Annotated in this window: 18 protein-coding genes; 10 read left to right on the top strand and 8 right to left on the bottom strand. The window is 62.1% G+C overall.

Features of this window, described 5'->3' with window-relative positions; all coding sequences use genetic code 11:
* The first annotated feature begins 23 nt into the window (after window positions 1-23).
* Complete coding sequence (locus tag OLZ32_RS17640) at window positions 24-1,358, top strand: dicarboxylate/amino acid:cation symporter (RefSeq protein ID WP_264399266.1); 1,335 nt, start codon at window positions 24-26, stop codon at window positions 1,356-1,358.
* Between the two features lie 72 nt (window positions 1,359-1,430).
* On the opposite strand, the gene OLZ32_RS17635 is transcribed toward OLZ32_RS17640, so the two are convergent.
* Both OLZ32_RS17635 and greA read right to left on the bottom strand, forming a co-directional pair.
* On the bottom strand, window positions 1,431-2,489 hold the full coding sequence (locus OLZ32_RS17635; RefSeq protein ID WP_168290298.1) for a glycosyltransferase family 4 protein: 1,059 nt from the start codon (window positions 2,487-2,489) through the stop codon (window positions 1,431-1,433).
* A 27-nt stretch (window positions 2,490-2,516) separates the two neighbouring features.
* Window positions 2,517-2,993 carry a transcription elongation factor GreA gene (greA, locus tag OLZ32_RS17630; protein ID WP_003541639.1) on the bottom strand — a complete coding sequence of 159 codons (477 nt, stop codon included), beginning with the start codon at window positions 2,991-2,993 and terminating at the stop codon, window positions 2,517-2,519.
* A 253-nt stretch (window positions 2,994-3,246) separates the two neighbouring features.
* Between greA and OLZ32_RS17625 the strand changes: the two genes are divergently transcribed.
* Both OLZ32_RS17625 and OLZ32_RS17620 read left to right on the top strand, forming a co-directional pair.
* Window positions 3,247-4,479: a putative DNA modification/repair radical SAM protein gene (locus OLZ32_RS17625; protein WP_264399265.1), complete on the top strand. Its 1,233-nt coding sequence runs from the start codon at window positions 3,247-3,249 to the stop codon at window positions 4,477-4,479.
* Entirely contained in the window at window positions 4,479-5,933 is a 1,455-nt protein-coding gene (locus tag OLZ32_RS17620) for a UdgX family uracil-DNA binding protein (RefSeq protein WP_264399264.1), read from the top strand. Before OLZ32_RS17625 ends, OLZ32_RS17620 begins: the two co-directional genes overlap by 1 nt.
* A 55-nt stretch (window positions 5,934-5,988) precedes the next feature.
* Here the strand turns inward: OLZ32_RS17620 and carB are convergent, their stop codons facing one another.
* Window positions 5,989-9,477: a carbamoyl-phosphate synthase large subunit gene (carB, locus tag OLZ32_RS17615; RefSeq protein ID WP_164580309.1), complete on the bottom strand. Its 3,489-nt coding sequence runs from the start codon at window positions 9,475-9,477 to the stop codon at window positions 5,989-5,991.
* A gap of 269 nt (window positions 9,478-9,746) precedes the next feature.
* Window positions 9,747-10,523: a LytTR family DNA-binding domain-containing protein gene (locus tag OLZ32_RS17610; protein WP_264399263.1), complete on the bottom strand. Its 777-nt coding sequence runs from the start codon at window positions 10,521-10,523 to the stop codon at window positions 9,747-9,749.
* A gap of 47 nt (window positions 10,524-10,570) precedes the next feature.
* Between OLZ32_RS17610 and OLZ32_RS17605 the strand changes: the two genes are divergently transcribed.
* The gene (locus tag OLZ32_RS17605) at window positions 10,571-11,101 is read left to right on the top strand and encodes a DUF2306 domain-containing protein (protein WP_264399262.1); all 531 of its coding nucleotides are present in this window, start codon (window positions 10,571-10,573) and stop codon (window positions 11,099-11,101) included.
* 76 nt (window positions 11,102-11,177) lie between these two features.
* Window positions 11,178-12,098: a KPN_02809 family neutral zinc metallopeptidase gene (gene ypfJ / locus OLZ32_RS17600; RefSeq protein WP_264399261.1), complete on the top strand. Its 921-nt coding sequence runs from the start codon at window positions 11,178-11,180 to the stop codon at window positions 12,096-12,098.
* 56 nt (window positions 12,099-12,154) lie between these two features.
* Here the strand turns inward: ypfJ and OLZ32_RS17595 are convergent, their stop codons facing one another.
* Complete coding sequence (locus tag OLZ32_RS17595) at window positions 12,155-13,150, bottom strand: aldo/keto reductase (RefSeq protein ID WP_264421909.1); 996 nt, start codon at window positions 13,148-13,150, stop codon at window positions 12,155-12,157.
* Window positions 13,151-13,523: 373 nt separating this feature from the next.
* Here OLZ32_RS17595 and OLZ32_RS17590 point away from each other — a divergent pair, with 373 nt between their 5' ends.
* Window positions 13,524-14,768, top strand: a complete 1,245-nt coding sequence (locus OLZ32_RS17590) for a TCR/Tet family MFS transporter (RefSeq protein WP_003541624.1) — start codon at window positions 13,524-13,526, stop codon at window positions 14,766-14,768.
* 142 nt (window positions 14,769-14,910) lie between these two features.
* Entirely contained in the window at window positions 14,911-16,314 is a 1,404-nt protein-coding gene (locus OLZ32_RS17585) for an MATE family efflux transporter (RefSeq protein WP_264421906.1), read from the top strand.
* A 17-nt stretch (window positions 16,315-16,331) separates the two neighbouring features.
* Here OLZ32_RS17585 and OLZ32_RS17580 read toward each other — a convergent pair whose 3' ends face one another.
* Entirely contained in the window at window positions 16,332-16,652 is a 321-nt protein-coding gene (locus tag OLZ32_RS17580) for an antibiotic biosynthesis monooxygenase family protein (RefSeq protein WP_264421904.1), read from the bottom strand.
* Window positions 16,653-16,932: 280 nt separating this feature from the next.
* The gene (gene carA / locus OLZ32_RS17575) at window positions 16,933-18,138 is read right to left on the bottom strand and encodes a glutamine-hydrolyzing carbamoyl-phosphate synthase small subunit (protein WP_011652894.1); all 1,206 of its coding nucleotides are present in this window, start codon (window positions 18,136-18,138) and stop codon (window positions 16,933-16,935) included.
* A 269-nt stretch (window positions 18,139-18,407) separates the two neighbouring features.
* On the opposite strand from carA, the gene OLZ32_RS17570 reads away from it, so the two are divergent.
* Window positions 18,408-18,863, top strand: coding sequence for a GatB/YqeY domain-containing protein (locus OLZ32_RS17570; protein WP_264421902.1), 456 nt, complete (start codon window positions 18,408-18,410; stop codon window positions 18,861-18,863).
* A gap of 3 nt (window positions 18,864-18,866) precedes the next feature.
* On the opposite strand, the gene OLZ32_RS17565 is transcribed toward OLZ32_RS17570, so the two are convergent.
* Window positions 18,867-19,757, bottom strand: coding sequence for a hypothetical protein (locus tag OLZ32_RS17565; RefSeq protein ID WP_264421900.1), 891 nt, complete (start codon window positions 19,755-19,757; stop codon window positions 18,867-18,869).
* Between the two features lie 670 nt (window positions 19,758-20,427).
* Between OLZ32_RS17565 and dnaG the strand changes: the two genes are divergently transcribed.
* Window positions 20,428-22,437 (top strand): DNA primase, encoded by a 2,010-nt coding sequence (gene dnaG, locus OLZ32_RS17560; RefSeq protein WP_003541618.1) that lies wholly within the window; start codon window positions 20,428-20,430, stop codon window positions 22,435-22,437.
* Window positions 22,437-24,305, top strand: a complete 1,869-nt coding sequence (recQ, locus tag OLZ32_RS17555) for a DNA helicase RecQ (RefSeq protein ID WP_264421898.1) — start codon at window positions 22,437-22,439, stop codon at window positions 24,303-24,305. Before dnaG ends, recQ begins: the two co-directional genes overlap by 1 nt.
* Window positions 24,306-24,400: the final 95 nt, after the last annotated feature.

Raw genomic sequence — 24,400 nt, 5'->3', positions numbered from 1 at the left:
GGACGAGCCATTAGGAGGACATCATGATCGCAGCACCACTCGATGCAGTCGCAGACAGCAAGGGCAAGAAGCCCTTTTATACCCATCTTTACGTTCAGGTTCTCGCGGCCATCGCCGCCGGCATCCTTCTCGGCCATTTCTATCCCGAATTCGGCACCCAGCTGAAGCCGCTCGGCGATGCCTTCATCAAGCTCGTCAAGATGATCATTGCCCCCGTCATCTTCCTGACGGTTGCGACCGGCATTGCCGGCATGAGCGACCTGCAGAAGGTCGGCCGCGTCGCCGGCAAGGCGATGCTCTACTTCCTGACATTCTCGACATTGGCGCTCATCATTGGCCTGATCGTCGCCAATGTCGTCCAGCCCGGCGCTGGCATGAACATCGATCCTGCCTCGCTGGATCCGGCCGCCGTCGCCGGCTACGCCGCAAAGGCGCATGAGCAGAGCATCGTCGGTTTCCTCACCAACATCATCCCGACGACGATCGTGGGCGCTTTTGCCGATGGCGACATTCTGCAGGTGCTGTTCTTCTCGGTGCTCTTCGGTATCGCGCTCGCCATGGTCGGCGAAAAGGGCGAACCGGTCGTCAACTTCCTCAATTCCCTGACGGCGCCGGTGTTCAAGCTCGTCGCCATCCTCATGAAGGCAGCGCCCATCGGCGCCTTCGGCGCCATGGCATTCACCATCGGCAAGTATGGCGTCGGGTCGATCGCCAACCTCGCCATGCTGATCGGCACCTTCTACGTTACATCTCTGCTCTTCGTCTTCATCGTTCTCGGCGCTGTTGCCCGCTACAATGGCTTCTCGATCGTGGCGCTGCTGCGCTACATCAAGGAAGAACTGCTGCTGGTCCTCGGCACCTCGTCTTCGGAGGCAGCCCTTCCCGGGCTGATGAACAAGATGGAGAAGGCCGGCTGCAAGCGCTCGGTCGTCGGCCTCGTCATTCCGACAGGCTATTCCTTCAATCTCGACGGCACCAACATCTACATGACGCTGGCAGCGCTCTTCATTGCCCAGGCAACCGGTATTCATCTCTCCTGGGGTGATCAGATCCTGCTGCTGCTGGTGGCGATGCTGAGCTCGAAGGGTGCAGCGGGCATCACCGGCGCCGGCTTCATCACGCTTGCCGCAACGCTCTCTGTCGTGCCCTCCGTGCCGGTCGCCGGCATGGCACTTATCCTCGGCATCGACCGCTTCATGTCGGAATGCCGGGCGCTGACCAACCTCGTCGGCAATGCGGTTGCCACGATCGTCGTCGCACGTTGGGAAAACGAGCTGGATACAGCGCAGCTTGCCGCGGCACTGGGCGGACAGACCGGAGATGATATTTCGGCTGCCGGACTGCAGCCGGCCGAATAACCAGCCGCTATTCCTTGTCCTTAGAATCCCTGCAGCGGCCCGTTATCCAACGGGCCGTTTCTCTTTTCTGCTTCAGCCGCGATTGTCGCCGAGAAGGCGATCGTAAATCGCGCCGATCGCGCTTGCTTCCTTCTCCAGCGCAAAATTCGTCCTGACATGCCGTAGGGCATTCTCGCCATGGGCAATCGCCAAAGCGGGATCTGCGATATAGGGCGCGATTGCCCGCGTCAGCGCCTCGCCATCGCCGGCGGCGACGACCGAGCCCGTCTCGCCCGTGACGATGAGCTCGGCATAGGCGCCGGCGTCCGATGCCACCACCGCGGTGCGCGAGGCCATGGCTTCGAGTGGCGTCAGGCCAAAACCCTCGTTGCGGGAAGGGGCGACGTAAAGCGTCAGGCGGCGATACCAGACCTTGATGTCAGGCACTTCGCCGAGGAAGAGAATACGGTCGCTGAGCCCGGCGGCCGCGACATCCGCTTTAAGTTTGTCGCCAAATGCCGTGTGTTCGGCCGTCACCCGGCCGGAGACGACCGCCGTCCAGTCGGGATGCTGTGGCAGCAGTTCGATCATCGCTCCGACGAAAAGATCAGTGCCCTTCTGATGGCGCACGCGGCCGAAGCAGCCGATGAGATGGCGGCCCGGCAGGCCGGTGGCGGCGATGCCGTCCTCCGCCGTTTCCGGCGGATGGAACAAGGCAAGATCGACGCCGTGCTGGATCACCGTATGCGGCACCTCGAGGAACGAACCGGATCGATCGCTGGTCGCGATGACAGCGTCCATGCGACGGATCAGCCATTTCGTATAGGCGCTGTGGCGGCGTTGCGCGGCCGAGGTGAAGAGAAGCTTCAGCGGCATGCGCATGAGATGGCGCAGCAGGATGCCGACGGCCATCTCGTTGTTGCGGCGAGCGTGCCAGACGCGCTGGCGCCGGCGCGCCGGCGGGCGCCAGAGGCCGAGGAGCTGCGGCCACTTCAGTTTCGGCAGGCCTTCCGGCAGGCCGGGGCCGAGTGTCGCGATCTTGATGCCGAGCCGGATCTGGTACGGGATGAGCTGGACGATAGTCGACGTGACGCCGGAGAGCCGGCGCTTGAAATTGGGCGCAATGATCTCGACGTCACGAATATCCGGCAAGGGAGGGGTCTCGCGGCTGGCGGGCGATCAGCCCCAGGAAACCTGGAGGATCTCGTAGGCCTTGGAGCCGCCCGGCGCATTGACCTCGATGGAATCGCCGACTTCCTTGCCGATCAGCGCACGGGCGATCGGCGAGGAGATGGAGATGCGGCCAGCCTTGACGTCGGCTTCCTGGTCGCCGACGATCTGGTAGGTCTTTTCTTCCTCGGTGTCCTCGTCGATGAGTTTCACCTTGGCGCCGAACTTGATCTTGTCGCCCGACATCTTGGTGAGGTCGATGACCTCGGCGCGCGCCGTCAGGTCTTCCAGCTCGCTGATGCGGCCTTCATTATGGCTCTGGGCTTCCTTGGCGGCGTGGTATTCGGCGTTTTCGGAAAGGTCGCCATGGGCACGGGCTTCGGCGATCGCCTCGATGATTCGGGGGCGCTCCTCCTGCTGACGCCAGCGCAGCTCTTCCTGCAGCTTGACGAAACCACCCGGTGTCATCGGTACCTTTTCAACCATTTTTCTGTCCTTCAATCCTCGTATCCGCACAATCAGCGGCGAACACAAAAGAAAACAGGTCCCGAAGGGGAGCTTCGGAACCGTGCCACAATCTTAGTCGGACGCTTATAGCAGATCGCCAAGGCCGATTTCCAGAAAATTCGCATAAAAGAAACGCGGCTTGCCGCGATATTGGGTGGTACGACTTGAAAATGGGCAGAAATCGGACCGTCCTGATTGACTCTGCACATAAGAACATATAGTGAACATTCTAATGAAGAAGTCGCTCACAGAACGCTTGGCCATTCTTTCCGATGCCGCGAAATATGACGCTTCCTGCGCTTCCAGCGGCACGGTGAAACGTGATTCCCGGGCAAGTGGCGGGCTCGGTTCGACCGAGGGATCCGGCATCTGTCATGCCTATGCCCCGGACGGGCGGTGCATTTCGCTTCTGAAAATACTGCTGACCAATTTCTGCATCTACGACTGCGCCTATTGCGTCAATCGCTCGTCGAGCAATGTCGAACGGGCGCGCTTTACGCCCGAGGAGGTCATCTGGCTGACGCTGGAATTCTACCGCCGCAACTATATCGAAGGGCTGTTCCTTTCCTCGGGCATCATTCGTTCGTCCGATTACACGATGGAAGAGATGGTCCGTATCGTCCGCGAACTGCGTGTAACCCATAATTTCCGAGGCTATATCCATCTGAAATCGATCCCCGAGGCGTCGCCGCGTCTGATCGAGGAGGCGGGGCTTCATGCCGATAGGCTGTCGCTCAATATCGAGTTGCCGACGGATCACGGCATCACCCGCTTTGCGCCGGAAAAGAAGCCTGCCAATATTCGGCGATCGATGGGGGATTTGAGGCTGAAGATTGAGGCCGCCGGTGAACCGACGCTCAGGACAAAGAAGCGTCAGCGTTTCGTGCCGGCCGGCCAGAGCACGCAGATGATCGTCGGCGCCGACGGGGCGAACGATGCGACGATCCTTGCGACCAGCGGCAGGCTTTACAGCAGCTATGGGCTGAAGCGCGTCTATTATTCCGCCTTCAGCCCGATCCCGGATTCGTCGAAAAACCTGCCGCTGATCAAGCCGCCGTTGATGCGCGAGCACCGGCTCTATCAGGCCGACTGGCTCTATCGATTCTACGGTTTCGGGATCGACGAGATTACTGCGAACCAGGCGGGCGGCATGCTCGATCTCACGCTCGACCCCAAGCTTGCCTGGGCGCTCGCCAACCGGGCCGAATTTCCCGTCGATATCAACCGGGCTGAGCGCGAGCGGCTGCTGCGCGTGCCCGGTCTCGGCACCAAGACAGTCAAAGCGATCGTTTCGGCCCGCCGTTTTCGCCGGTTGCGGCTCGACGATCTCCAGCGGCTCGGCATTTCGATCAAGAAGGTCCAGTCCTTCATCTCGGCGGAAGGCTGGTCGCCGCGCCGATTGATCGAGCGCCCCGACCTTCGCGCCATGTTCGAACCGCAACCTGAACAATTGTCGTTGCTGTGATGCGCCGGGTCGTGCTGGCAGGACGCGGGGAGCTTGCCGAATGGCGTGACGCCGCGCGCGCCTTCTCGGCTGCCGGCATCCTGCCGGAAGAGATCGAGTGGCGCGAAAAACGGGGTGAGCCGGGTTTTGCGTTTCAACACGACGCCATGCCGCCTGCGTCTGCCGCAGCACGCAAACCGATGACGGTGCCGCCCGCCTTCATCGAGCTGGCGGAGACAGTTCTCTGCCATTCCGACCCGGCGCGCTTTTCCCTGCTTTACCGTCTGCTCTGGCGGCTGCAGCTGGACCGGCAGCTGCTTGAAGTGGCCTCCGACGAGGACGTCGCCCGTGCCAGGCTGATGGCGAAAAGCGTTCGGCGCGACGCGCATAAGATGACGGCCTTCCTCCGCTTCAAGGAGGTTGGTGCGGTGTCGGCGGGCCGTCGAAAATTCCTCGCCTGGTTCGAGCCGGATCACCATATCGTCAGGCGCACAGCGCCCTTCTTCCAACGGCGCTTCACTGACATGGACTGGCTGATCGCGACGCCCATGGGATCGGCCGCGTGGGACGGCGAGCGGCTGACGATGAGCGACGAACCGTGTGAAAAACCCAATTTCACAGATGCTACCGATGACCTCTGGCGCACCTACTATGCCAGCATTTTCAATCCGGCGCGGTTGAAGTTGAAGGCGATGCAGGCGGAGATGCCGAAGAAATACTGGAAGAACCTGCCGGAAGCCGATCTCATCCCTGGGCTGATCGCATCGGCGGAGAGCAAGGTGCGGGCCATGGCTGCAAGGGAGGCGACCCAGTCGTTGCCCTTTCACGATCGCCTGCAGGAAGCCGCGCGCAGCATTCCTGCTGAACCCGAAGCGCCGGCGGGCACGCTGGAAGCACTGCGCGCGGAAGCTGCCACCTGCGCCCGTTGTCCGCTTCATGCGAAGGCGACGCAAACCGTATTTGGGGAGGGGCCGCGCGATGCAGAGGTGATGTTCGTCGGCGAGCAGCCGGGCGACCAGGAGGATATATCAGGGCGCCCCTTCGTCGGTCCCGCCGGCAAGCTGCTGGACCAGGTGATCGCTGAAGCGGGCATCGTCCGCTCAACGCTTTACGTCACCAATGCCGTCAAGCATTTCAAATATGAACCGCGCGGCAAGCGTCGCATCCATCAGAAGCCCAATATAGGCGAGGTGAAGCATTGCCGCTGGTGGCTCAATCTGGAGATGGCGCTGATCAAGCCGAAGCTGGTCGTTGCCATGGGGGCGACGGCGCTTGCGGCGCTGACCGATACGAAACAACGGCTGCAGGATGTCAGGGGGAAAGCGATCGCGATCGACGAGAAGCGCACGCTCTTCGTGACGGTGCATCCGTCCTATCTGTTGCGTATTCCCGACGAGCGGCTGAAAGCGGATGAACTGGCACGGTTTCGCGAAGATATGCTGACAATTCAGCGCCTTATGCTTGCGGCCGCATAAATTGATTCCGAAGCCTATGGCGCCGCCGCTCATTGAGCGATGGCGTTGCCGTATCTCAGGCGAAGTAGCTCTGCAGCGGCCGCACTTCGAGATTGCCGGCCTTCAGCGCCTTGATCGCCTGGGCGGCGGCCTCGGCGCCTGCCATCGTCGTGTAATAGGGCACCTTCTGCATCAGCGTCGCACGCCGCAGCGACTTGGAGTCCGAGATCGCCTTGTTGCCATCGGTGGTGTTGATGACGAGCTGGACCTGGCGGTTGCGGATCGCGTCCTCGATGTGCGGGCGGCCTTCCAGCACCTTGTTGATCTTGGTGGCGGTGATACCGTTTTCGGCGAGGAAGCGGGCGGTGCCGCCGGTCGCCAGCACTTTGAAGCCCTGTTCGACGAGGATGCGGATCGCCGGCAGCACGCGCGGCTTGTCGGCGTCGCGCACGGAGACGAAGACCGTGCCGTCACGCGGCAACTCGACGCCGGCGCCGAGCTGCGACTTGGCGAAGGCCAGTGCAAAATCGGTATCGAGGCCGATGACTTCTCCGGTCGAGCGCATTTCCGGGCCGAGCAGCGTGTCGACGCCGGGGAAGCGGGCGAAGGGGAAGACGGCTTCCTTGACGGCGATGTGCTTTAGCTTGCGCGGATCGGGCTTTTCGCCGTAGGCGGCGAAGGTGGCATCGAGTTTCTCGCCGGCCATGACGCGGGCGGCGATCTTGGCGATCGGCGCACCGATGGTCTTTGCGACGAAGGGCACGGTGCGCGAGGCGCGCGGATTGACTTCGAGCACGTAGACGACATCGTCCTTGATGGCGAACTGAACGTTCATCAGGCCGCCGACATTGAGGGCTTTGGCCATGGCCTTGGCCTGGCGCTCCAGCTCGTCGAGCATCTCGTTGGAGAGCGTGCGCGGCGGCAGCGAGCAGGCGCTGTCGCCGGAATGGATGCCGGCTTCCTCGATATGCTCCATGATGCCGGCGACATAGACGTCGGTGCCGTCCGAGAGGCAGTCGACATCGACTTCGATGGCGTGGCTGAGATAGCTGTCGAAGAGCAGCGGGTTCTTGCCGAGCAGAGTGTTGATCTGGCCGGTCTTGTCGTTGGGATAACGCTGCTTGATATCCTCAGGTACCAGTTCAGGCACGGTATCGAGCAGGTAGCTCTGCAATTGTCCTTCCGAATGCAGGATCTGCATGGCACGGCCGCCGAGCACGTAAGAGGGACGCACGACCAGCGGGAAGCCGATTTCGGTGGCGACCATGCGGGCCTGCTCGACCGAATAGGCGATGCCGTTGTTCGGCTGGTTGAGGTCGAGCTTCATCAGGAGCTTCTGGAAGCGGTCGCGGTCCTCGGCAAGGTCGATCATATCGGGCGCGGTGCCGAGGATCGGGATGCCGTTCTTTTCCAGCGCCTCGGCAAGCTTCAGCGGCGTCTGACCGCCGAACTGGACGATGACGCCGACGACTTCGCCCTTTTCCTGTTCTGCCCGCAGGATCTCGATCACATCCTCGGCCGTCAGCGGCTCGAAATAGAGGCGGTCCGAGGTATCGTAGTCGGTCGAGACGGTTTCCGGGTTGCAGTTGATCATGATCGCTTCATAACCCGCATCCTTCAGCGCGAAGGCGGCGTGGCAGCAGCAATAGTCGAACTCGATGCCCTGGCCGATGCGGTTCGGGCCGCCGCCGAGGATGACGACCTTCTTGCGGTCCGACACTTCAGCCTCGGAGCGGGCGGCGCCGACAAAAGGCGTCTCATAGGTCGAATACATATAGGCGGTCGGCGAGGCGAATTCGGCGGCACAGGTATCGATGCGCTTAAAGACAGGGCGGACATTCAGGCTATTGCGGAATTCGGCGACTTCCTTGGGGCGCTTGCCGGTCAGGGTCGCCAGACGCGCGTCGGAGAAGCCCATGGCCTTCAGCATGCGCAGGTTTGTGGCATCCTGGGGCAGGCCGTGCTCGCGGATCCGGGCTTCCATCTCGACGATCGCCTTCAGTTCGGCGATAAACCAGGGATCGATCTTGCAGCCTTCGTGGACTTCGGCTTCGCTCATGCCCTGGCGCAGCGCCTGGGCGACCATGCGCAGGCGATCGGGCGTCGGTGTGCCGATTGCGGCGCGGATGGCGTTCTGGCTGGATTCGCCCTCTTCAAAGCCGGGGATCTCGATTTCGTCGAGGCCGGTCAGGCCGGTTTCCAAGCCGCGCAGCGCCTTCTGCAGCGATTCGGCGAAGGTGCGGCCGATCGCCATGACTTCGCCGACCGATTTCATCGCGGTCGTCAGCACCGGCGAGGCGCCGGGGAATTTCTCGAAGGCGAAACGTGGGATCTTGGTGACGACGTAGTCGATCGACGGTTCGAAGGAGGCAGGCGTGGCACCGCCGGTGATGTCGTTATCCAGTTCGTCGAGCGTATAGCCGATCGCGAGTTTGGCGGCGATCTTGGCGATCGGGAAGCCGGTGGCCTTGGAGGCGAGCGCCGACGAGCGCGAGACGCGCGGGTTCATTTCGATGACGACGAGACGGCCGTCCTTCGGATTGACGGCGAACTGGACGTTCGAGCCGCCGGTCTCGACGCCAATCTCGCGCAGCACCGCGATCGAGGCGTTGCGCATGATCTGATATTCCTTGTCCGTCAGCGTCAGGGCCGGGGCGACGGTGATCGAATCGCCGGTATGGACGCCCATCGGGTCGATGTTTTCGATCGAGCAGATGATGATGCAGTTGTCCGCCTTGTCGCGGACGACCTCCATTTCATATTCCTTCCAGCCGAGCACCGATTCCTCGACCAGCACTTCGGTGGTCGGCGAGGCATCGAGGCCACCGCCGACGATCTCGAAGAATTCCGAGCGGTTGTAGGCGATGCCGCCGCCAGTGCCGCCGAGCGTGAAGGAGGGGCGGATAATCGCGGGCAGGCCGACATGGTCGATCGCCTGGGCGGCAATTGCCATGGCATGGCTCATGTAACGCTGCTTGCGGTCGCTCTCGCCGAGGTTCCACTGGTTTTCCAGCTCGTCCAGCGCCTTGTCGAGGTCGGATCCCGAGAGGCTTTCACGCAGCTTGATGCGTTCGGCCTCGTGCGTCTTGCGGTCGAGGTCCTTGATGTCGGTGGCATTCGCGAGCATCGAACGGGGGGTCTCAAGGCCGATGCGGGCCATAGCCTCGCGGAACAGCGCGCGGTCTTCGGCCATGTCGATGGCGGCGGGCTTGGCGCCGATCATCTCGACATTGTAGCGGTCGAGCACGCCCATGCGCTTCAGCGAAAGCGCGGTGTTCAGCGCCGTCTGGCCGCCCATGGTCGGCAGCAGCGCATCCGGACGCTCCTTGGCGATGATCTTGGCGACAACCTCGGGGGTAATCGGCTCGACATAGGTGGCGTCGGCAAGGCCCGGATCGGTCATGATCGTCGCCGGGTTGGAGTTGACGAGGATGACGCGGTAGCCTTCCTCCTTCAGCGCCTTGCAAGCCTGGGTGCCGGAATAGTCGAATTCGCAAGCCTGGCCGATAACGATCGGTCCCGCGCCGATGATGAGGATCGATTTGATATCTTGGCGCTTCGGCATGAGTGCTTCCGTTTTCTGGCTGCGCAGAAAGCCGGCCAGGGTGGGAGATCACCGGGTCGGGTCGCGCATGCTGGGTCTTTTCAGGCTAGAAGCGGCTTATAGGCAAATGTATTTGCAAACGGAACCCCATAAATCGCGGAATCGACAGGAATCCAACACGGCGCGAAAGACTATTTCCCATCAGACGCGACCGCCACCCGGATTTCGCCGCCGCCTTGCTTCCGGAAGTGCGAAAGCGGGAGTCCCATCAAGCGCTTGGCGCGTCTTCTTTACGTGAAACGCCGGCGCACATCCTCGGCATAGCTGCGGCTGACCGGGATTTCCGTGCCGTCGCGGGTGAGGATCAGCAGCCTGCCATTGTCGCGTTTCAGGCTTTCGACATGGGCGTCGGCCACCCAGTGCGAGCGATGGACGCGAAGGCCCGGCGTGCCGGCGGTTTCCTTCAGCGCATCGGCGAAACGCAAGAGCACCAGTTCGCGCCCGCGGCTGGTCACCACCTCGGTATAGTGGTCCTGGACGGAAAGGCGCAGCAACGAGCCACGATTCTCAGGCTTCAGCCGGTCGAGGATCGAGGCTGCGGGGCTGGTTTCCTGAGGTGCCGCGGCTTCGGCGATTTTCTGGCTCATCGCCATGTAGGTCAAAAGGCAGAAGAGGGCGCAGAGTGGCACCGCAAAAAGCACGCGCTGCAGGCCGCTTTCGAGCGCGGTCGCTTCGCCGGTGAAGGCATAGTCGACGAGGCCGATGGCAAAACCGATCGGCAGGGCGGCTATGAGCGAGCCCGCCATCATGCGGGCGAACATGGAAACGATCACCCCCTGCAGCAGTCTTTCGGCCGTGACTGCGCAGAGAATGGCGATCGTCCAGGCAAGGGCATGCAGGCTCAGCCAGTAGGCGAGGCGTTCGCCGAAGGCCATGCTTTCCATCGTGCCGTAGGGACCGGTGACGGCAAAGAGCAGGACGATCGCGGCAAAGGTTCCCCAGAAGCGCCGGGAGTGGAGAAAGACCTGCAATTCGCGAAGCGTGGATTGCAAGAAGGGGTGAATCACGAAGTTTTCCTGCCGTTCGCGCGGTTTGGATTGAGGCAGATGAAGTCTTGGCGGAAAGAGCGATCGAATTCAACCGGATGCCGCTCATGACCCTCGAACCGCTCCTCGACGCCCCGCTCGCCGTTCAGATCCATGTCACTGCTGTTACGCCGGCGGCACTTCTCGGCGCCTATATCCTGCTGCGCCCCAAGGGCACGCCGCTGCACCGGCTGCTCGGCAGGATCTGGATGGCGCTGATGGTTGTCACGGCAACTTCGAGCTTCTTCATTCATGAGCTCGATCTCTTCTACGGGTTCAGCCCGATCCATCTTCTGTCGATCGCAACATTGTTCGGCAGCTGGAATGCGATCGCGGCGGCTCGCCGCGGCGATATCCGTCTGCACAAGCGCATCGCCGGCGGCCTTTATTTCGGCGGCATCGTGCTTGCCGGCCTGTTCACTTTCCTGCCCGGCCGGATCATGCATGCGGTCGTCTTCACCGGCGCGGAACGGCCCGCTGCCCTTGCCGCGGCGGTGATCGGCTCGATCCTGGTCGCGATCGTGCTGCGCCGCCGACGCGGGCGCCTGATTGCCCGATGAAGTCGCTGGAATTCAGGCCGCGGACGGATATATAACTCCTTGAGTGCAAGCACAGGCATTGCCGGGGAGAGCGAAGATGGAATGGAGAGGCCGGCGTCAGTCCGACAATATCGAGGATCGCCGTGGCGGTCCGACCGGCGGCGGTTTCGGCCGCGGCGGTGGCTTCAACTTTCCTTCCGGCGGCGGTGTTCGCCGCGCCGGCGGCGGCCTCAGCATCGGCACGATCATCTTCCTCGTCGTCATCTATTTCATCTTCAAGATGATGGGCATCGATCTGCTGCAGATGCTCGATACCGGCGGCACGACAAGCGGCCCTGGCTACGAGCAGAGCCAGTCCGGCGGAACACGCACGCCCGCCAATGACGAGATGACTGCCTTCATGCGCACCGTCCTTGCCGAGACCGAGGATACCTGGCAGGGCATCTTCCAGGCGCAGGGCCAAAATTACGAAGAGCCGCGTCTCGTGCTGTTTTCGGGCTCGACGGCATCGGCCTGTGGCTCCGCATCATCTGCAACAGGTCCGTTCTACTGCCCGAGCGACCACAAGGTCTATCTCGATACCGAATTCTTCCAGGAGCTTTCCGACCGCTTCGGCGCGTCGGGTGATTTCGCCGAGGCCTATGTCGTTGCCCATGAGGTCGGCCATCACGTGCAGAACCTGCTCGGCATCCTGCCGAAGTTCAACCAGGCCCGCCAGCGCATGAGCGAGGCCGACGCCAACAAGATGTCGGTGCGCGTCGAGCTGCAGGCCGATTGCTTTGCGGGCATCTGGGGCAAATATACCCAGCAGAAGGGCCTGCTCGAGTCAGGCGATCTGGAGGAAGCGCTGAACGCCGCCCAGCAGATCGGTGACGATTCGCTGCAGAAGCGGTCACAGGGTTATGTCGTGCCGGAAAGCTTCAACCACGGTACCTCGGAGCAGCGGGTCAAATGGTTCAAGCGCGGCTTCGACAGCGGCCAGCTGTCGGCCTGCGATACGTTCTCGGGACCGGTTTGAGGAGAGAGGAAGGGGCGCACGGCACAAAGCACATCGCAGCCCCTTCCATCCCTTGCTTACTTCTCGCTGTCCATATGCTGCAGCATATGCTCGGGATAACGCCCACCCGCGGCCGCGTCTTTCGGCACGGCGCGTTCGATGATGGCGAAATCTTCTGGTGACAGGTCGACGGCGCGTGAGCCGAGCGCTTCCGTCAGTCGGTCGCGGCGGCGAGCGCCGATGATCGGGACGATGTCCTTGCCCCTGGCGGCGACCCAGGCGATGGCAATCTGGGCGACCGAGACGCTCTTTGCCTGGGCGATCTCGCGCAGCTTCTCCACCAGAGCGAGGTTCTGCTCGATATTGCCTTCCTGGAAGCGCGGGCTGTAGGCGCGGAAATCGCCGGCCGTTCCGCCCTGGCCCTTCTGCCAGTGGCCGCTGATCAGGCCGCGCGAGAGCACGCCGTAGGCGGTGATCGAAATACCGAGTTCGCGTGTCGTCGGCAGGATCTTCTCCTCGATGCCGCGCGAGATTAGCGAATATTCGATCTGCAGGTCGACGATCGGGGCGACAGCGGCGGCGCGGCGGATCGTGTCGGCGCCAACTTCCGACAGGCCGATATGCCTGACATAACCTGCCTTGACCATGTCGGCGATGGCGCCGACGGTGTCCTCGATCGGTACGTTCGGATCGAGGCGGGCGGGACGGTAGATGTCGATATAGTCGACGCCGAGGCGCTGCAGCGTATAGCTGAGGAAGTTCTTCACCGCGACCGGGCGGGCGTCGATGCCGTTCCAGCCGCCGACGGGATCGCGCAGGCCGCCGAACTTGACGCTGATGACGGCTTCCTCGCGCCTGCGGCCCTTCAATGCCTCGCCGATCAGCATTTCGTTATGGCCCATGCCGTAGAAATCGCCGGTGTCGAGCAGGTTGATGCCGGCATCGAGCGCGGCATGGATCGTCGCGATGCTTTCTCCGCGATCGGAGGGGCCGTACATGCCCGACATGCCCATGCAGCCGAGGCCGATGGCCGAGACATCAGGTCCGGTCTTTCCCAAACGATAGGTCTGCATTGTCTTCTCCTTCTTCTGCGCCGAAGCGGCGCTGCCGGGCGCCGTTTTACCGCTTTCGCATTCGGGCGATAATCGGACGACATCGAACAGGCTGTGCGGGGAAATGCGCAATGATCGGTCTTGTCTTCTGATCTGGATGCCGTCGCGGCGATTGCAAGGGAACGCATTGCCCGGCGATCCGCCGGGCGGCTGGCGATTTTCTGATACTGGAACTACGGCGCGCGCCCTCCGGTTGAGGCCTCTCATAAATTCCCGTACAGCATTATCAAAAGCTTTGAAATGTTCACGGATTGTTTCGGTTTCTTTTCTGAGCTATGTCACTTTCTCGGCGACGAGATCGTCTTTTCAGAACCAACCGCTGTAGAGATGCCTCATGCTTGACCCGAAATTCGTTCGCCGCGGCCTTTTCCTGGTCTTCATCATCCTTTTCCTCGACATTATCGGCATCGCCATCATCATGCCGGTGCTGCCCGCCTATCTGGAGCAACTGACCGGCGGCAGCGTCAGCGACGCGGCGATCGACGGCGGCTGGCTGATGCTCGTCTATGCCGGCATGCAATTCCTGTTCGCGCCGCTGCTCGGAAACCTGTCCGACCGTTTCGGCCGCCGGCCGATCCTGTTGCTTTCGGTGCTGACCTTCGCGATCGATAATTTCATCTGCGGCATCGCCACCAGCTTCTGGATGCTGTTCGTCGGCCGCGTGCTTGCCGGCATCAGCGGCGGCAGCTTTGCCACCTGCTCGGCCTATATCGCCGATATCAGCACGGAGGAGAACCGGGCGAAGAATTTCGGGCTGATCGGCATCGCCTTCGGCGTCGGCTTCACCATCGGCCCCGTCGTTGGCGGTGTCCTCGGCGAATTCGGCCCGCGTGTGCCGTTCCTCGGCGCGGCTGCGCTGTCGCTTCTGAATTTCATCGCCGCCTGTTTCCTGCTGCCGGAGACGCTGGAGGCGAAGAACCGCCGCCGGTTCGAGTGGAAACGCGCCAATCCACTCGGCGCATTGCGCCAGATGCGCCATTATCCCGGCATCGGCTGGGTCAGTCTCGTCATGTTCCTGTTCTTCCTGGCGCATGCCGTCTATCCCTCGGTCTGGTCGTTCGTCTCGACCTATCGCTACGGCTGGAGCGAGGGACAGATCGGTCTGTCGCTCGGCATTTACGGCATCGGCGCCGTGATCGTCATGGGGCTGGTTCTGCCACGGATCGTGCCGGTGCTCGGCGAGTGGAAGACCGCTCTTCTCGGCCTCTGCTTCTCGGCCGTCGGTCTCACCGGCTATGCCTTCGCCTGGGAGGGCTGGGTCGTCTATGTCGTCATAGTTGCGACTGTCATGGAAAACGTCGCCGATCCGCCGCTGCGCAGCATCGCCGCCGGCATGGTGCCGCCTTCGGCGCAGGGTGAGCTGCAGGGCGCGCTTACCAGCCTCAGCAGCGTCACCACCATCGCCGGACCGTTGATCTTCACGCAGATGTTCGGTTACTTCACGCGGCCCGAGGCGCCGGTCACTTTTGCCGGCGCGCCCTATCTTGCCGCCGCCCTGTTCATCCTGGTGGCAGCCGGCGTGTTCCTCCTGCGGGTCCGGGTCCGTGAGCCGGCCGAGGCGCTGGAAGCGGCCGGTTGATCGATCAGAAACGCTGATGCGATGATGAATTTTTCATCATCTGCCTCATTTGGGGTGGTTCTTTGCAGGGCTTTGATCTAAGCCCGGATGATATTTCGCCGCAAGCTGTGGCGACGCATATTTCAATCACAGGACTAGTGTCATGGACACGCCGATCGACGCGCGCAGACTTGCGCCGACAACCGATAATCGTTGGAGCGCACATTTCCGTGCCACGCTGGCGCTCGGCATTCCGCTGATCGGCGCCCAGCTCGCTCAGCTCGGCATCCACACCACCGATGTGATGATCGTCGGACGTCTCGGCGCCGAGCAGCTGGCGGCGATGGTGCTGTCGGCCCAGTTCCTTTTCACGATCCTGATCTTCGGTTCGGGCTTTGCGATCGCCGTCATTCCGCTGGTGGCGCAGGCCTATGGCCGCGGCGACGTCGTCTCGGTGCGCCGATCGCTGCGCATGGGTCTCTGGGTGGTGATCGGATTTTGGATCATCATGCAACCGGCCTTCTTCAATGCGGAACAGATCCTGCTCTTTGCGCAGCAAAAGCCTGAGGTGGCCAAGCTCGCCCATGGTTATATCATGATCGGCCAGTTCGGCGTGCTGCCGGGCCTGCTCTTCAACGTCATGCGTTCGCTCGTCAGCGCCATCGGCAAGGCGGGCATCATCCTCAACGTCACCATCGCCACGCTGGTGATGAACGCGATCTTTGCCTATATGCTCGTGCTCGGCCATTTCGGCTTTCCGGCGATGGGGCTCGAGGGCGCGGCGATCGTTTCGGTCGCCGTGCAGACGGCCGGCTTCCTCTTCATCCTGGCTTTCGTGCAGCGGCGGGAAGAGACGCGGCGCTACGAGATCTTCGTGCGGTTCTGGAAACCCGACTGGCACGCGCTGCTGGAGGTTATCCGCCTCGGTTTCCCGATCAGCGTCACCATCCTTGCCGAGGTCAGCCTGTTCACGGTGGCTTCGCTGCTGATGGGCTATATCGGCACCATCGAGCTTGCCGCCCACGGCATTGCCCTGCAATGGGCCTCGATCGCCTTCATGATTCCGCTCGGCCTCAGCCAGGCGGCAACGGTGCGCGTCGGTGTCGCCCACGGGCAGGGCGATTATCAGGGGCTGGTGCGCGCTTCGATCACCGTCCTCGTCCTCGCCTGCGCCATTTCGGCGGTGGGTAGCGTTCTCTTTGCCTCCATGCCGCAATTCCTCGGCAGCTGGTTTCTCGACGTCAACTCGCCCGAGGCGCCCGAGGTACTTGCCTATGCCGGGCCGCTGATCGTCGTTGCCGGCCTTTTCCAACTGGTCGACGGGCTGCAGGTGATCGCCAATGGATTGCTGCGTGGCCTCAAGGACGCGCGTGTGCCGATGATCATGGCGTTGATCGCCTACTGGCCGATCGGCTTCTTCCTCGCCTGGGCCTTTGCCTTCCCGCTCGGTTTCGGCGGCATCGGCATCTGGTTCGGCTTCCTCGTCGGGCTGGCTGCCGCCGCCGTCATGCTCTGCGCGCGCTTCTACCTTCTCCTTCGCCGGGAGGCGGAACTGGCCCACGCCTGAGCCGGCCGCCTCCGTCGTCAGGCCGCGACAGGCTTGTAGCCGGCGATATCGGCGTGAATGCCGAGACGCGCAAACATTTCCTGCGGATCGAAATTGGCGGCCTTGTGGGCCGCTGCGACGGCGGCACGCGCACGCTCGACGACCTCTGTATTTTCCCATTCGGCGATCGTGACGAAATTGAATTCGCCTGGACCGGCGATCTGCTCCAGCACTCTGTGATCGATGAAACCGTCCTGCGCCTCCAACACCTTGTGGGTCATCATCACTTTGACGAGAAATTCCTCGCGTGCCGCCGCCGGCACGATGAACTTGTCTACTCGAAAGAACGCTCCGCTCATCCAGTTTTCTCCTGCATCAGATGTCTGCAGGCAGATCTGTAATCCCTCAAGTTAAGCTGAGGTCAATAGGCGGATAAAGAAAAAGGCCCACCTGGGCGAACCTTTGGGCTACCGACAAAGCGGGCCAACTCCTCTGTCGTCATGCTCGGGCTTGTCCCGAGCATCTGCCTTCGGTCGATATGTGGCAGATCCTCGGCACAGGGCCGAGGATGACGAAGAGTGAGGTTTGTCAACAAATTAAAGGCCGACCTTGGCGGTCGGAAATCGCTATGGCTTGAAATCAGCGTTCGGCGAGCGCCGGTTCGCCCTTCTTCTCGCGCACCATGTTGATGAAGCGGCGGAAGAGATAGTGGCTGTCCTGCGGGCCCGGAGAAGCTTCCGGATGGTGCTGGACCGAGAAGACCTGTTTGCCGAGCACGCGCAGGCCGCAATTGGTACCGTCGAAAAGCGAAATATGAGTCTCTTCAACGCCATCCGGCAGCGACTTCGAGTCGACCGCGAAGCCGTGGTTCATCGAGACGATCTCGACCTTGCCGGTCGTATGGTCCTTGACGGGGTGATTGGCGCCGTGATGGCCCTGATGCATCTTCTCGGTCTTCGCGCCGAGTGCCAGGCCCAGCATCTGGTGGCCGAGGCAGATGCCGAAGACCGGGATATCGGTCTTGATCAGTGTCTTGATCACAGGCACGGCATAGTCGCCGGTTGCCGCCGGATCGCCCGGGCCGTTCGACAGGAAGATGCCGTCAGGCTGCATGGCGAGCACGTCTTCGGCGCTCGTTGCTGCCGGCACGACGGTCACCTTGCAGTCGAGGCCGGCAAACAGACGCAGGATGTTGCGCTTGACGCCGTAATCGAGGCAGACGACGTGGTATTTCGCGTCTGTCGCCTTGAGTTCACCGTAACCTTCGTTCCACACCCACGGCGTTTCGGTCCATTGCGAGGACTGGCCCGACGAGGCGATCTTGGCGAGGTCGAGACCTTCGAGGCCGCTCCAGGCTTTGGCTTCGGCCTTCAGCGTCTCGATGTCGAAGACGCCGTTCGGATCGTGGGCGATGACCGCGTTCGGAGCGCCGTTCTCACGGATCCAGGCGGTCAGCGCGCGCGTGTCGATGCCGCAGAGACCGATGACGCCGCGGGCCTTCAGCCATTGGTCGAGGTGCTTGGCGGCGCGGTAGTTCGAGGGCTCAGTGATGTCGGCCTTGAAGATGACGCCGACGGCGCCATGGCGGGCGGCCGGCGTCAGGTCCTCGATGTCTTCATCATTGGTGCCGATATTGCCGATATGCGGAAAGGTGAAGGTGACGATCTGGCCGAGATAGGAGGGGTCCGTCAGGATCTCCTCATAGCCGGTGAGTGCTGTGTTGAAGACCACTTCGGCCGGCACCTTGCCGGTGGCGCCGATGCCCTTGCCTTCGATGACCGTGCCGTCGGCAAGAACGAGCAGGGCGGTCGGCTTTTCGATTGTCCAGGGTGCTGTCGCGGTCATCTTCATCCCGTTTCCGGCAGGTGGGCGCGTTGTCGCGCTCGTCGCCATTTGATTTCGCAGGCGTGTGGACACGGCAATGCCGCGCGCTTCAGGCCTGATCACGAATTTTGGTGCAGGTGGCGGTAAATAGCCACGCAATCGCTTAGCGTCAATCTTTGTAGCCGAGATCGCGGCCGTTTTCCTGCGCTTTATCGCGCTGACCGCGCAATTTATTTGATCCGCCACATCAGCGTGGTTTATGAAGCGGCATCAAAACAGGAGTGAAGACCATGCTGCGCGATCAACTCGCCACCCAGCTGAAAGAGGCGATGAAGGCCAAGAATGCGGAGCGGCTTTCCACCGTCCGGCTGATTCAGGCCGCGGTCAAGGACCGCGATATCGCCAATCGCGGCACCGGCAAGGAGCAGGCGAGCGACGATGAGATCCTGCAGATCCTCGCAAAAATGGTGAAGCAGCGTGACGAATCGGCAAAGATCTACGAGGAGAATTCCCGGCCGGAGCTTGCGGCCAAGGAGCGTGCCGAAATCATCGTCATCCAGGATTTCATGCCGGAGCAGCTTTCAGACAGCGAAGTGCGCGCCAATGTCTCGGCGATCATCACTGAAACGGGTGCCGCGGGCGCCAAGGACATGGGCAAGGTGATGGCGGCGCTGAAGGAGCGTTATGCCGGCCAGATGGATTTCGCCAAGGCGTCGGCGACCGTCAAGGAACTGTTGAACGGATAAGCCTCAGATAACTTGCCTTGCCTGCGGTTCGTCACGGACCGCAGGTCCGAGCGCCGCTTCGGCGGCGGCATCGATGATGGCGAATTTCGCCGCCTGATAATTCCAATATTCGCGGATGAAATGGGCCGACAGCCAGAAGTCGCCCTTGCGGGAGGGTTGCGTCCAGCCGATGCTCCCCATGGTCGCTGCCTGCATCAGAAGCCGCTTCAGATGGGTGTTGGAGATCATGAACTGTTCGCGGATTTCCCTGAGCGACAGAGGGCCGAGAACGACGCGGTCGGCCGTCCTTGGAAATTCGGGAAGGCGCGAGATCAGGTAGTCCATCACCAGCCCGCCGGAATTCGCCCAGTTGAAGAGGTTGAAGGTGGCGCCCGGATTGCGTACCGCTTCGCTTCCAATGATCGCCCTTGCAATCAACGGCTGGATCGCTGCCATCATCGCCGAGGGGGCGGCGGCAATCTTATCGGCGCGCTCTCCGCCGTCGAGGCTGTCGAGGATCATCATATGGGCGACGAGCCATCGGGTGAAATGCTGCTCGGCGATTTCGGTGGGCTCCAGGTAGCGCGTGCGCCTGTCGGGGCCGGGAACCGGCCGCAGGAAGCGATAGGCCAGCATTTCCTGCATGAAGGCCGCGGCTGTGTTGCGGCTGGCGATATTGTTCCTGACCGCGAAATCGATGAAGCGGCCGGAATAGAGGCCGCCGCTCTTCCCGTCGTCGGAATAACCGTAATGAAGCGCGAAGCCGGCATGGGCCATCAGCCAGCGCTGCTGCGCGGCGAAGATCGAGGCGATGCGCGGGCTCTCGCGATAGATGGCGAGCATCTGATCGGCGCAATGCAGGATCGCAGCGAGAAAGCGATCGTCTGCTGCAAGATTGTCCGCGGTAAAAGCCATTTGGAGAGGTCCAGGGAGTTCGGCGCATACATCTTTCATGCAGGCGCCGCCTGTCAACGGTTTTATCGATAAGCGGTTAATTTCAAAGGGAGAGTTGTCGCAGGGAGAGCCAAAAATTTAAGAAGGCAGGAGCTGGGGGCGCTCCTGCCTTCTTGCTCTTTGCGTCCACCGGCACGCAGGGCCGAAGCCCAAGCCGGAGGGTATTTGCAAAGGCACCCTTGCGAAGCGGCGCCGGGGGTAGGGATGGTGCTTCGCTCGGGGATCGCTTTGTTGAGATCGAACCTATTGCGGTGCGGCGGCTTATTCAAATTACAAAAAAATAATAATTGCCGGAATCGGCGGTTTGGGAGGCGCCGAAGCGGGCTCTCGTGAGGTGGCGCGGATGATGATGAGGCGCAAGCATATGAGGGATAATCCCTTGTTTCCAAAAGATTTTTTCTCAACTTTGTTGGAGGTCCACGCTCTCGTGGAAGCTTTTCTGACGGCGGAATTCCTGCTCCGAAGGGACAATAATGTCGCACCCTGTCGCAGGGGGCGATAACGCGTTGTTGATTGGATAACCGGAGCCGCCGACGACGGCCGCATAGCCTGTGAATAGCGGGTTTTCATGACAAGTTTCGTGGCATGGAGCGGAAAAGCAGCTTATATGGGAGCTGGCCAAGAGGTATAAATGCGCTTTTCCAACACCTTTCTCGATGATATTCGCGACCGCGTTCCGATTTCGAACGTGATTGCGCGCCGCGTCAGCTGGGACAAGCGCAAGACCAACGTGTCGCGCGGCGACTACTGGGCCTGCTGCCCGTTCCACGGCGAGAAATCGCCGAGCTTCCATTGCGAGGACCGAAAGGGCCGCTACCACTGCTTCGGCTGCGGGGTGACCGGCGACCATTTCCGTTTCCTGACAGAACTTGAAGGTCTGAGTTTCCCCGAGGCGGTACAGCAGATCGCCGATATGGCCGGCGTGTCGATGCCGCTTGCCGATCCTGTGATGGAGAAGCGCGAGAAGGAGCGCGGCTCGCTGATCGACGTCATGGAAATGGCCACACAATTTTTCCAGGATCAGCTGCAGACGGCAAATGGGGCGAGGGCGCGCGCCTATCTGCGCGACCGCGGATTGACGGGGCGCACCATCGAGACCTTCCGTCTTGGCTTTGCGCCCGACAGCCGCAATGCGCTCAAGGAATTCCTCGCCGGCAAGGGCGTACTCAAGGAACAGATCGAGGCCTGCGGTCTGGTCGTCCATGAAAATGTGCCGGTTTCCTACGATCGTTTCCGGGACCGCATCATGTTCCCGATCCTTTCGTCGCGGGAAAAGGTGATCGCCTTCGGCGGCCGCGCCATGTCGGCTGACGCGCCGGCGAAATATCTGAACTCCAACGAGACGGAGCTCTTCCACAAGGGCAATGTCCTTTACAATTTCGCCCGTGCGCGGCGCGCGATCCAGGGGCCGGGCCGCGGCGATTCTCAGGACGACAATGCGACCGGCACCATCATCGCCGTCGAAGGCTATATGGACGTGATCGCGCTGCATCAGGCGGGCATCGAGAATGCCGTCGCGCCACTCGGCACGGCGCTCACCGAAAACCAGCTCGAGCTGCTCTGGAAGATGGTGCCGCAGCCGGTGCTCTGCTTCGACGGCGACGGCGCCGGCATCCGCGCCGCCAATCGCGCCGCCGAACTGGCGCTGCCGCATCTGAAGCCCGGCCGTTCCGTTCGCTTCGCGCTTCTGCCCGATGGCAAGGATCCCGACGATCTGGTGCGCGATGACGGGCGCGCGCCTTTCGACAAGGTGATGAGCCAGGCAAAGCCGCTTTCCGAGATGCTGTGGAGCCGGGAGGTCAACACCGGCAAGTTCGACACGCCCGAGGCGCGCGCCGAGCTCGAGGCGCGGCTGAAGCAACTGGTCGCCGTCATCGCCGACGAGAATGTCCGCCGTCACTACCAGCAGGATATTCGCGATCGGTTGAACGCCTTCTTCCAACCGCAGTTCCAGAACCGCAACAATGGCGATCGCCGCGGCGGCTTCAACGGCAATGGCAATTACCGGACGGGCCGCGACAATGGGGGCAAGGCCGGGCCGAAAAGCCCCAGCGTCATTTCGGAAAGGCTCGTCCGCTCGGGTCCCGTGCGCGGCCACCAGAACAATACGGCGCTGCGCGAATGCGTGCTGGCGCTGACCGTCGTCAATCACCCCTCGCTGATGATCGACGATTATGACGAAATCGCCGCGATCGAATATGACAGCCGCGAGCTGCAGCGGCTCTGGTCGGCGATGCTGGGAGCAGCGGCTTCCGTCGCCGGCCCGCATCTGACGCGCGAATATCTGACTGAAAGGCTGGAATTCGAAGGCTTCGGCCCGCTCATCAAGAGCCTCGACCAGCAGGTGCGCAATGCCCGGCTGTGGATCGCGACCGAGGAGGCGGCGATGGAAGATGCACGTGAGGGATACCGCCAGGCGCTGGCCTCCCACAAGCGGGCGAAGGCGCTGCGCCGGCAGAAGATCGAGCTCGAGCGCGAGATCGCGCTGGCAACCGAAGCCGGCGACGGCGAGGCGATCGTTCAGCTGATGCGAGCACAGCAGGAAGTGCATTTCGAAGGGGTGCGCCTTGAGAACCAGGAGGCCATCATCGATGGCTTCGGCGTGCTTTCCGGCCGCGTCAAAGGGGCGGCGAACCACTGATGTCGCTGACCGAACGAAACGAACCGGGCTTTTCTGCTTCCGGCGTGCTGTTTTCTTCCGGCCGCTCGCCGCTCGATATCCTCAAGCAGGTCTACGGCTATTCCTCCTTCCGCGGCAAGCAGCAGCAGGTGGTCGAGCATGTGGTTTCCGGCGGCGATGCAGTCGTGCTCTTTCCCACAGGCGCCGGCAAGTCGCTGTGCTTCCAGATCCCGGCGCTCTGCCGCGACGGCGTCGGTATCGTCGTTTCGCCGCTGATCGCGCTGATGCGCGATCAGGTGGAGGCGATGAAGCAGCTCGGCATCCGGGCAGCCGCGCTCAACTCGTCGCTGTCGCGCGAGGAGTTCGTCGAGGTTCGCCGCGCGCTTTCGGCGGGCCAGCTCGACCTTCTCTACGTCACGCCCGAGCGTATTCTGACCGATGGTTTCCGCGAGCTGATCGCCAACGAGAAAATTGCGCTCTTTGCCATCGACGAGGCCCATTGCGTCTCGCAATGGGGCCATGATTTCCGGCCGGAATATCGCGAACTCGGGCGGCTCGGCGAGCAGTTTCCGGGTGTGCCGCGTGTGGCGCTGACGGCGACGGCCGATCCGCATACGCGCGACGACATGATCGAGCGGCTGGGGCTCGATACTGCCGAGATCTTTACCACCAGTTTCGACCGACCGAATATTGCCTACGAGATCGTCGAGCGCGACCAGCCGCGCCAGCAGCTGTTGCGGTTCCTGTCCGGCCACAAGAGCGACAGCGGCATCGTCTACTGCCTGTCGCGCGCCAAGGTCGAAGATACGGCCGAATGGCTGAACGGGCAGGGCATCCGCGCCCGTGCCTATCATGCAGGCATGGACAGGGCGATTCGTGACGCCAATCAGGATGCCTTCCTGAAAGAAGAGAATCTTTGCCTGGTCGCCACCGTCGCCTTCGGCATGGGCATCGACAAACCGAACGTGCGTTATGTCGCCCATCTCGATCTGCCGGGTTCGGTGGAAGCCTATTATCAGGAGACAGGGCGCGCCGGCCGCGACGGACTGCCGTCCGATGTCTGGATGGCCTATGGCATGGCCGACGTCATCCAGCGCGGCCGGATGATCGACGAGGGCAATGCTGCCGCGGAGATCAAACGGGTCGAACGCGCCAAGCTCAACGCGTTGCTGGCGATCTGCGAGACCGCCTCCTGCCGTCGCCAGGCAATCCTTGCCCATTTCGGCGAGGCGCATGCCGGACAATGCGGCAATTGCGACACCTGCCTGAAGCCGGTCGAGACCTGGGAGGGCACGGAGGCGGCGATCAAGGCGCTTGCCGCCGTCTACCGCACCGGCGAGCGTTTCGGCGCTGGCCATGTCGTCGACGTGCTCCTCGGCAACGTCAACGAAAAGACCGAACGTTTCGGCCATGCCGAAATGCCGGTCTTCGGGGCCGGCAAGGATATTCCGGCGCGCGTCTGGCAGTCGGTCTTCCGCCAGTTGCTTGCCATGGGGTTGATCCGCGTCGACCACGAGGCCTTCGGGGCGCTGAAGCTCGAGCCGGAGGCGCGCGCCGTCTTCAAACACGAGCGGCAGGTGTTCTTCCGCAAGGACCGGCCGACCTCGGAACGGCGCGCGAAGAAGGCTGAGCGCAGCGAGCGCAAATCGGGACTATCAGGCGCAGACGGCAGTCTCTTCGAGGCGCTCAGGGCCGAGCGCATGGCGATCGCCAAATCGCTCGGCGTGCCTCCCTATGTCGTTTTTCCCGATACGACGCTGATCGCCTTCGCCACGGAGCGGCCTCGCAGCCGCAAGGAATTGCTCGCCATATCAGGCGTCGGGCAGGCGAAGCTCGAGCGTTACGGCGATGCCTTCCTGGAGATCATCCTGGCGCAGGACAACGGCTGAGCGGACCCGTCTGATCCTTGAGATCGGGCGAGGAGGCATGGTAGATGCTTGCCTTTACAGCGCCGCGCGTCTTTTTCAGACGCGCAAAGGACGCT

The sequence above is a fragment of the Rhizobium acaciae genome, assembly GCF_025941625.1.
In the GTDB taxonomy this organism is placed as follows: Bacteria; Pseudomonadota; Alphaproteobacteria; order Rhizobiales; family Rhizobiaceae; genus Rhizobium; species Rhizobium acaciae.
The sequence above is the reverse complement of the archived record's forward strand: the minus strand, read 5'-3'. Positions and strand labels throughout refer to the sequence as shown.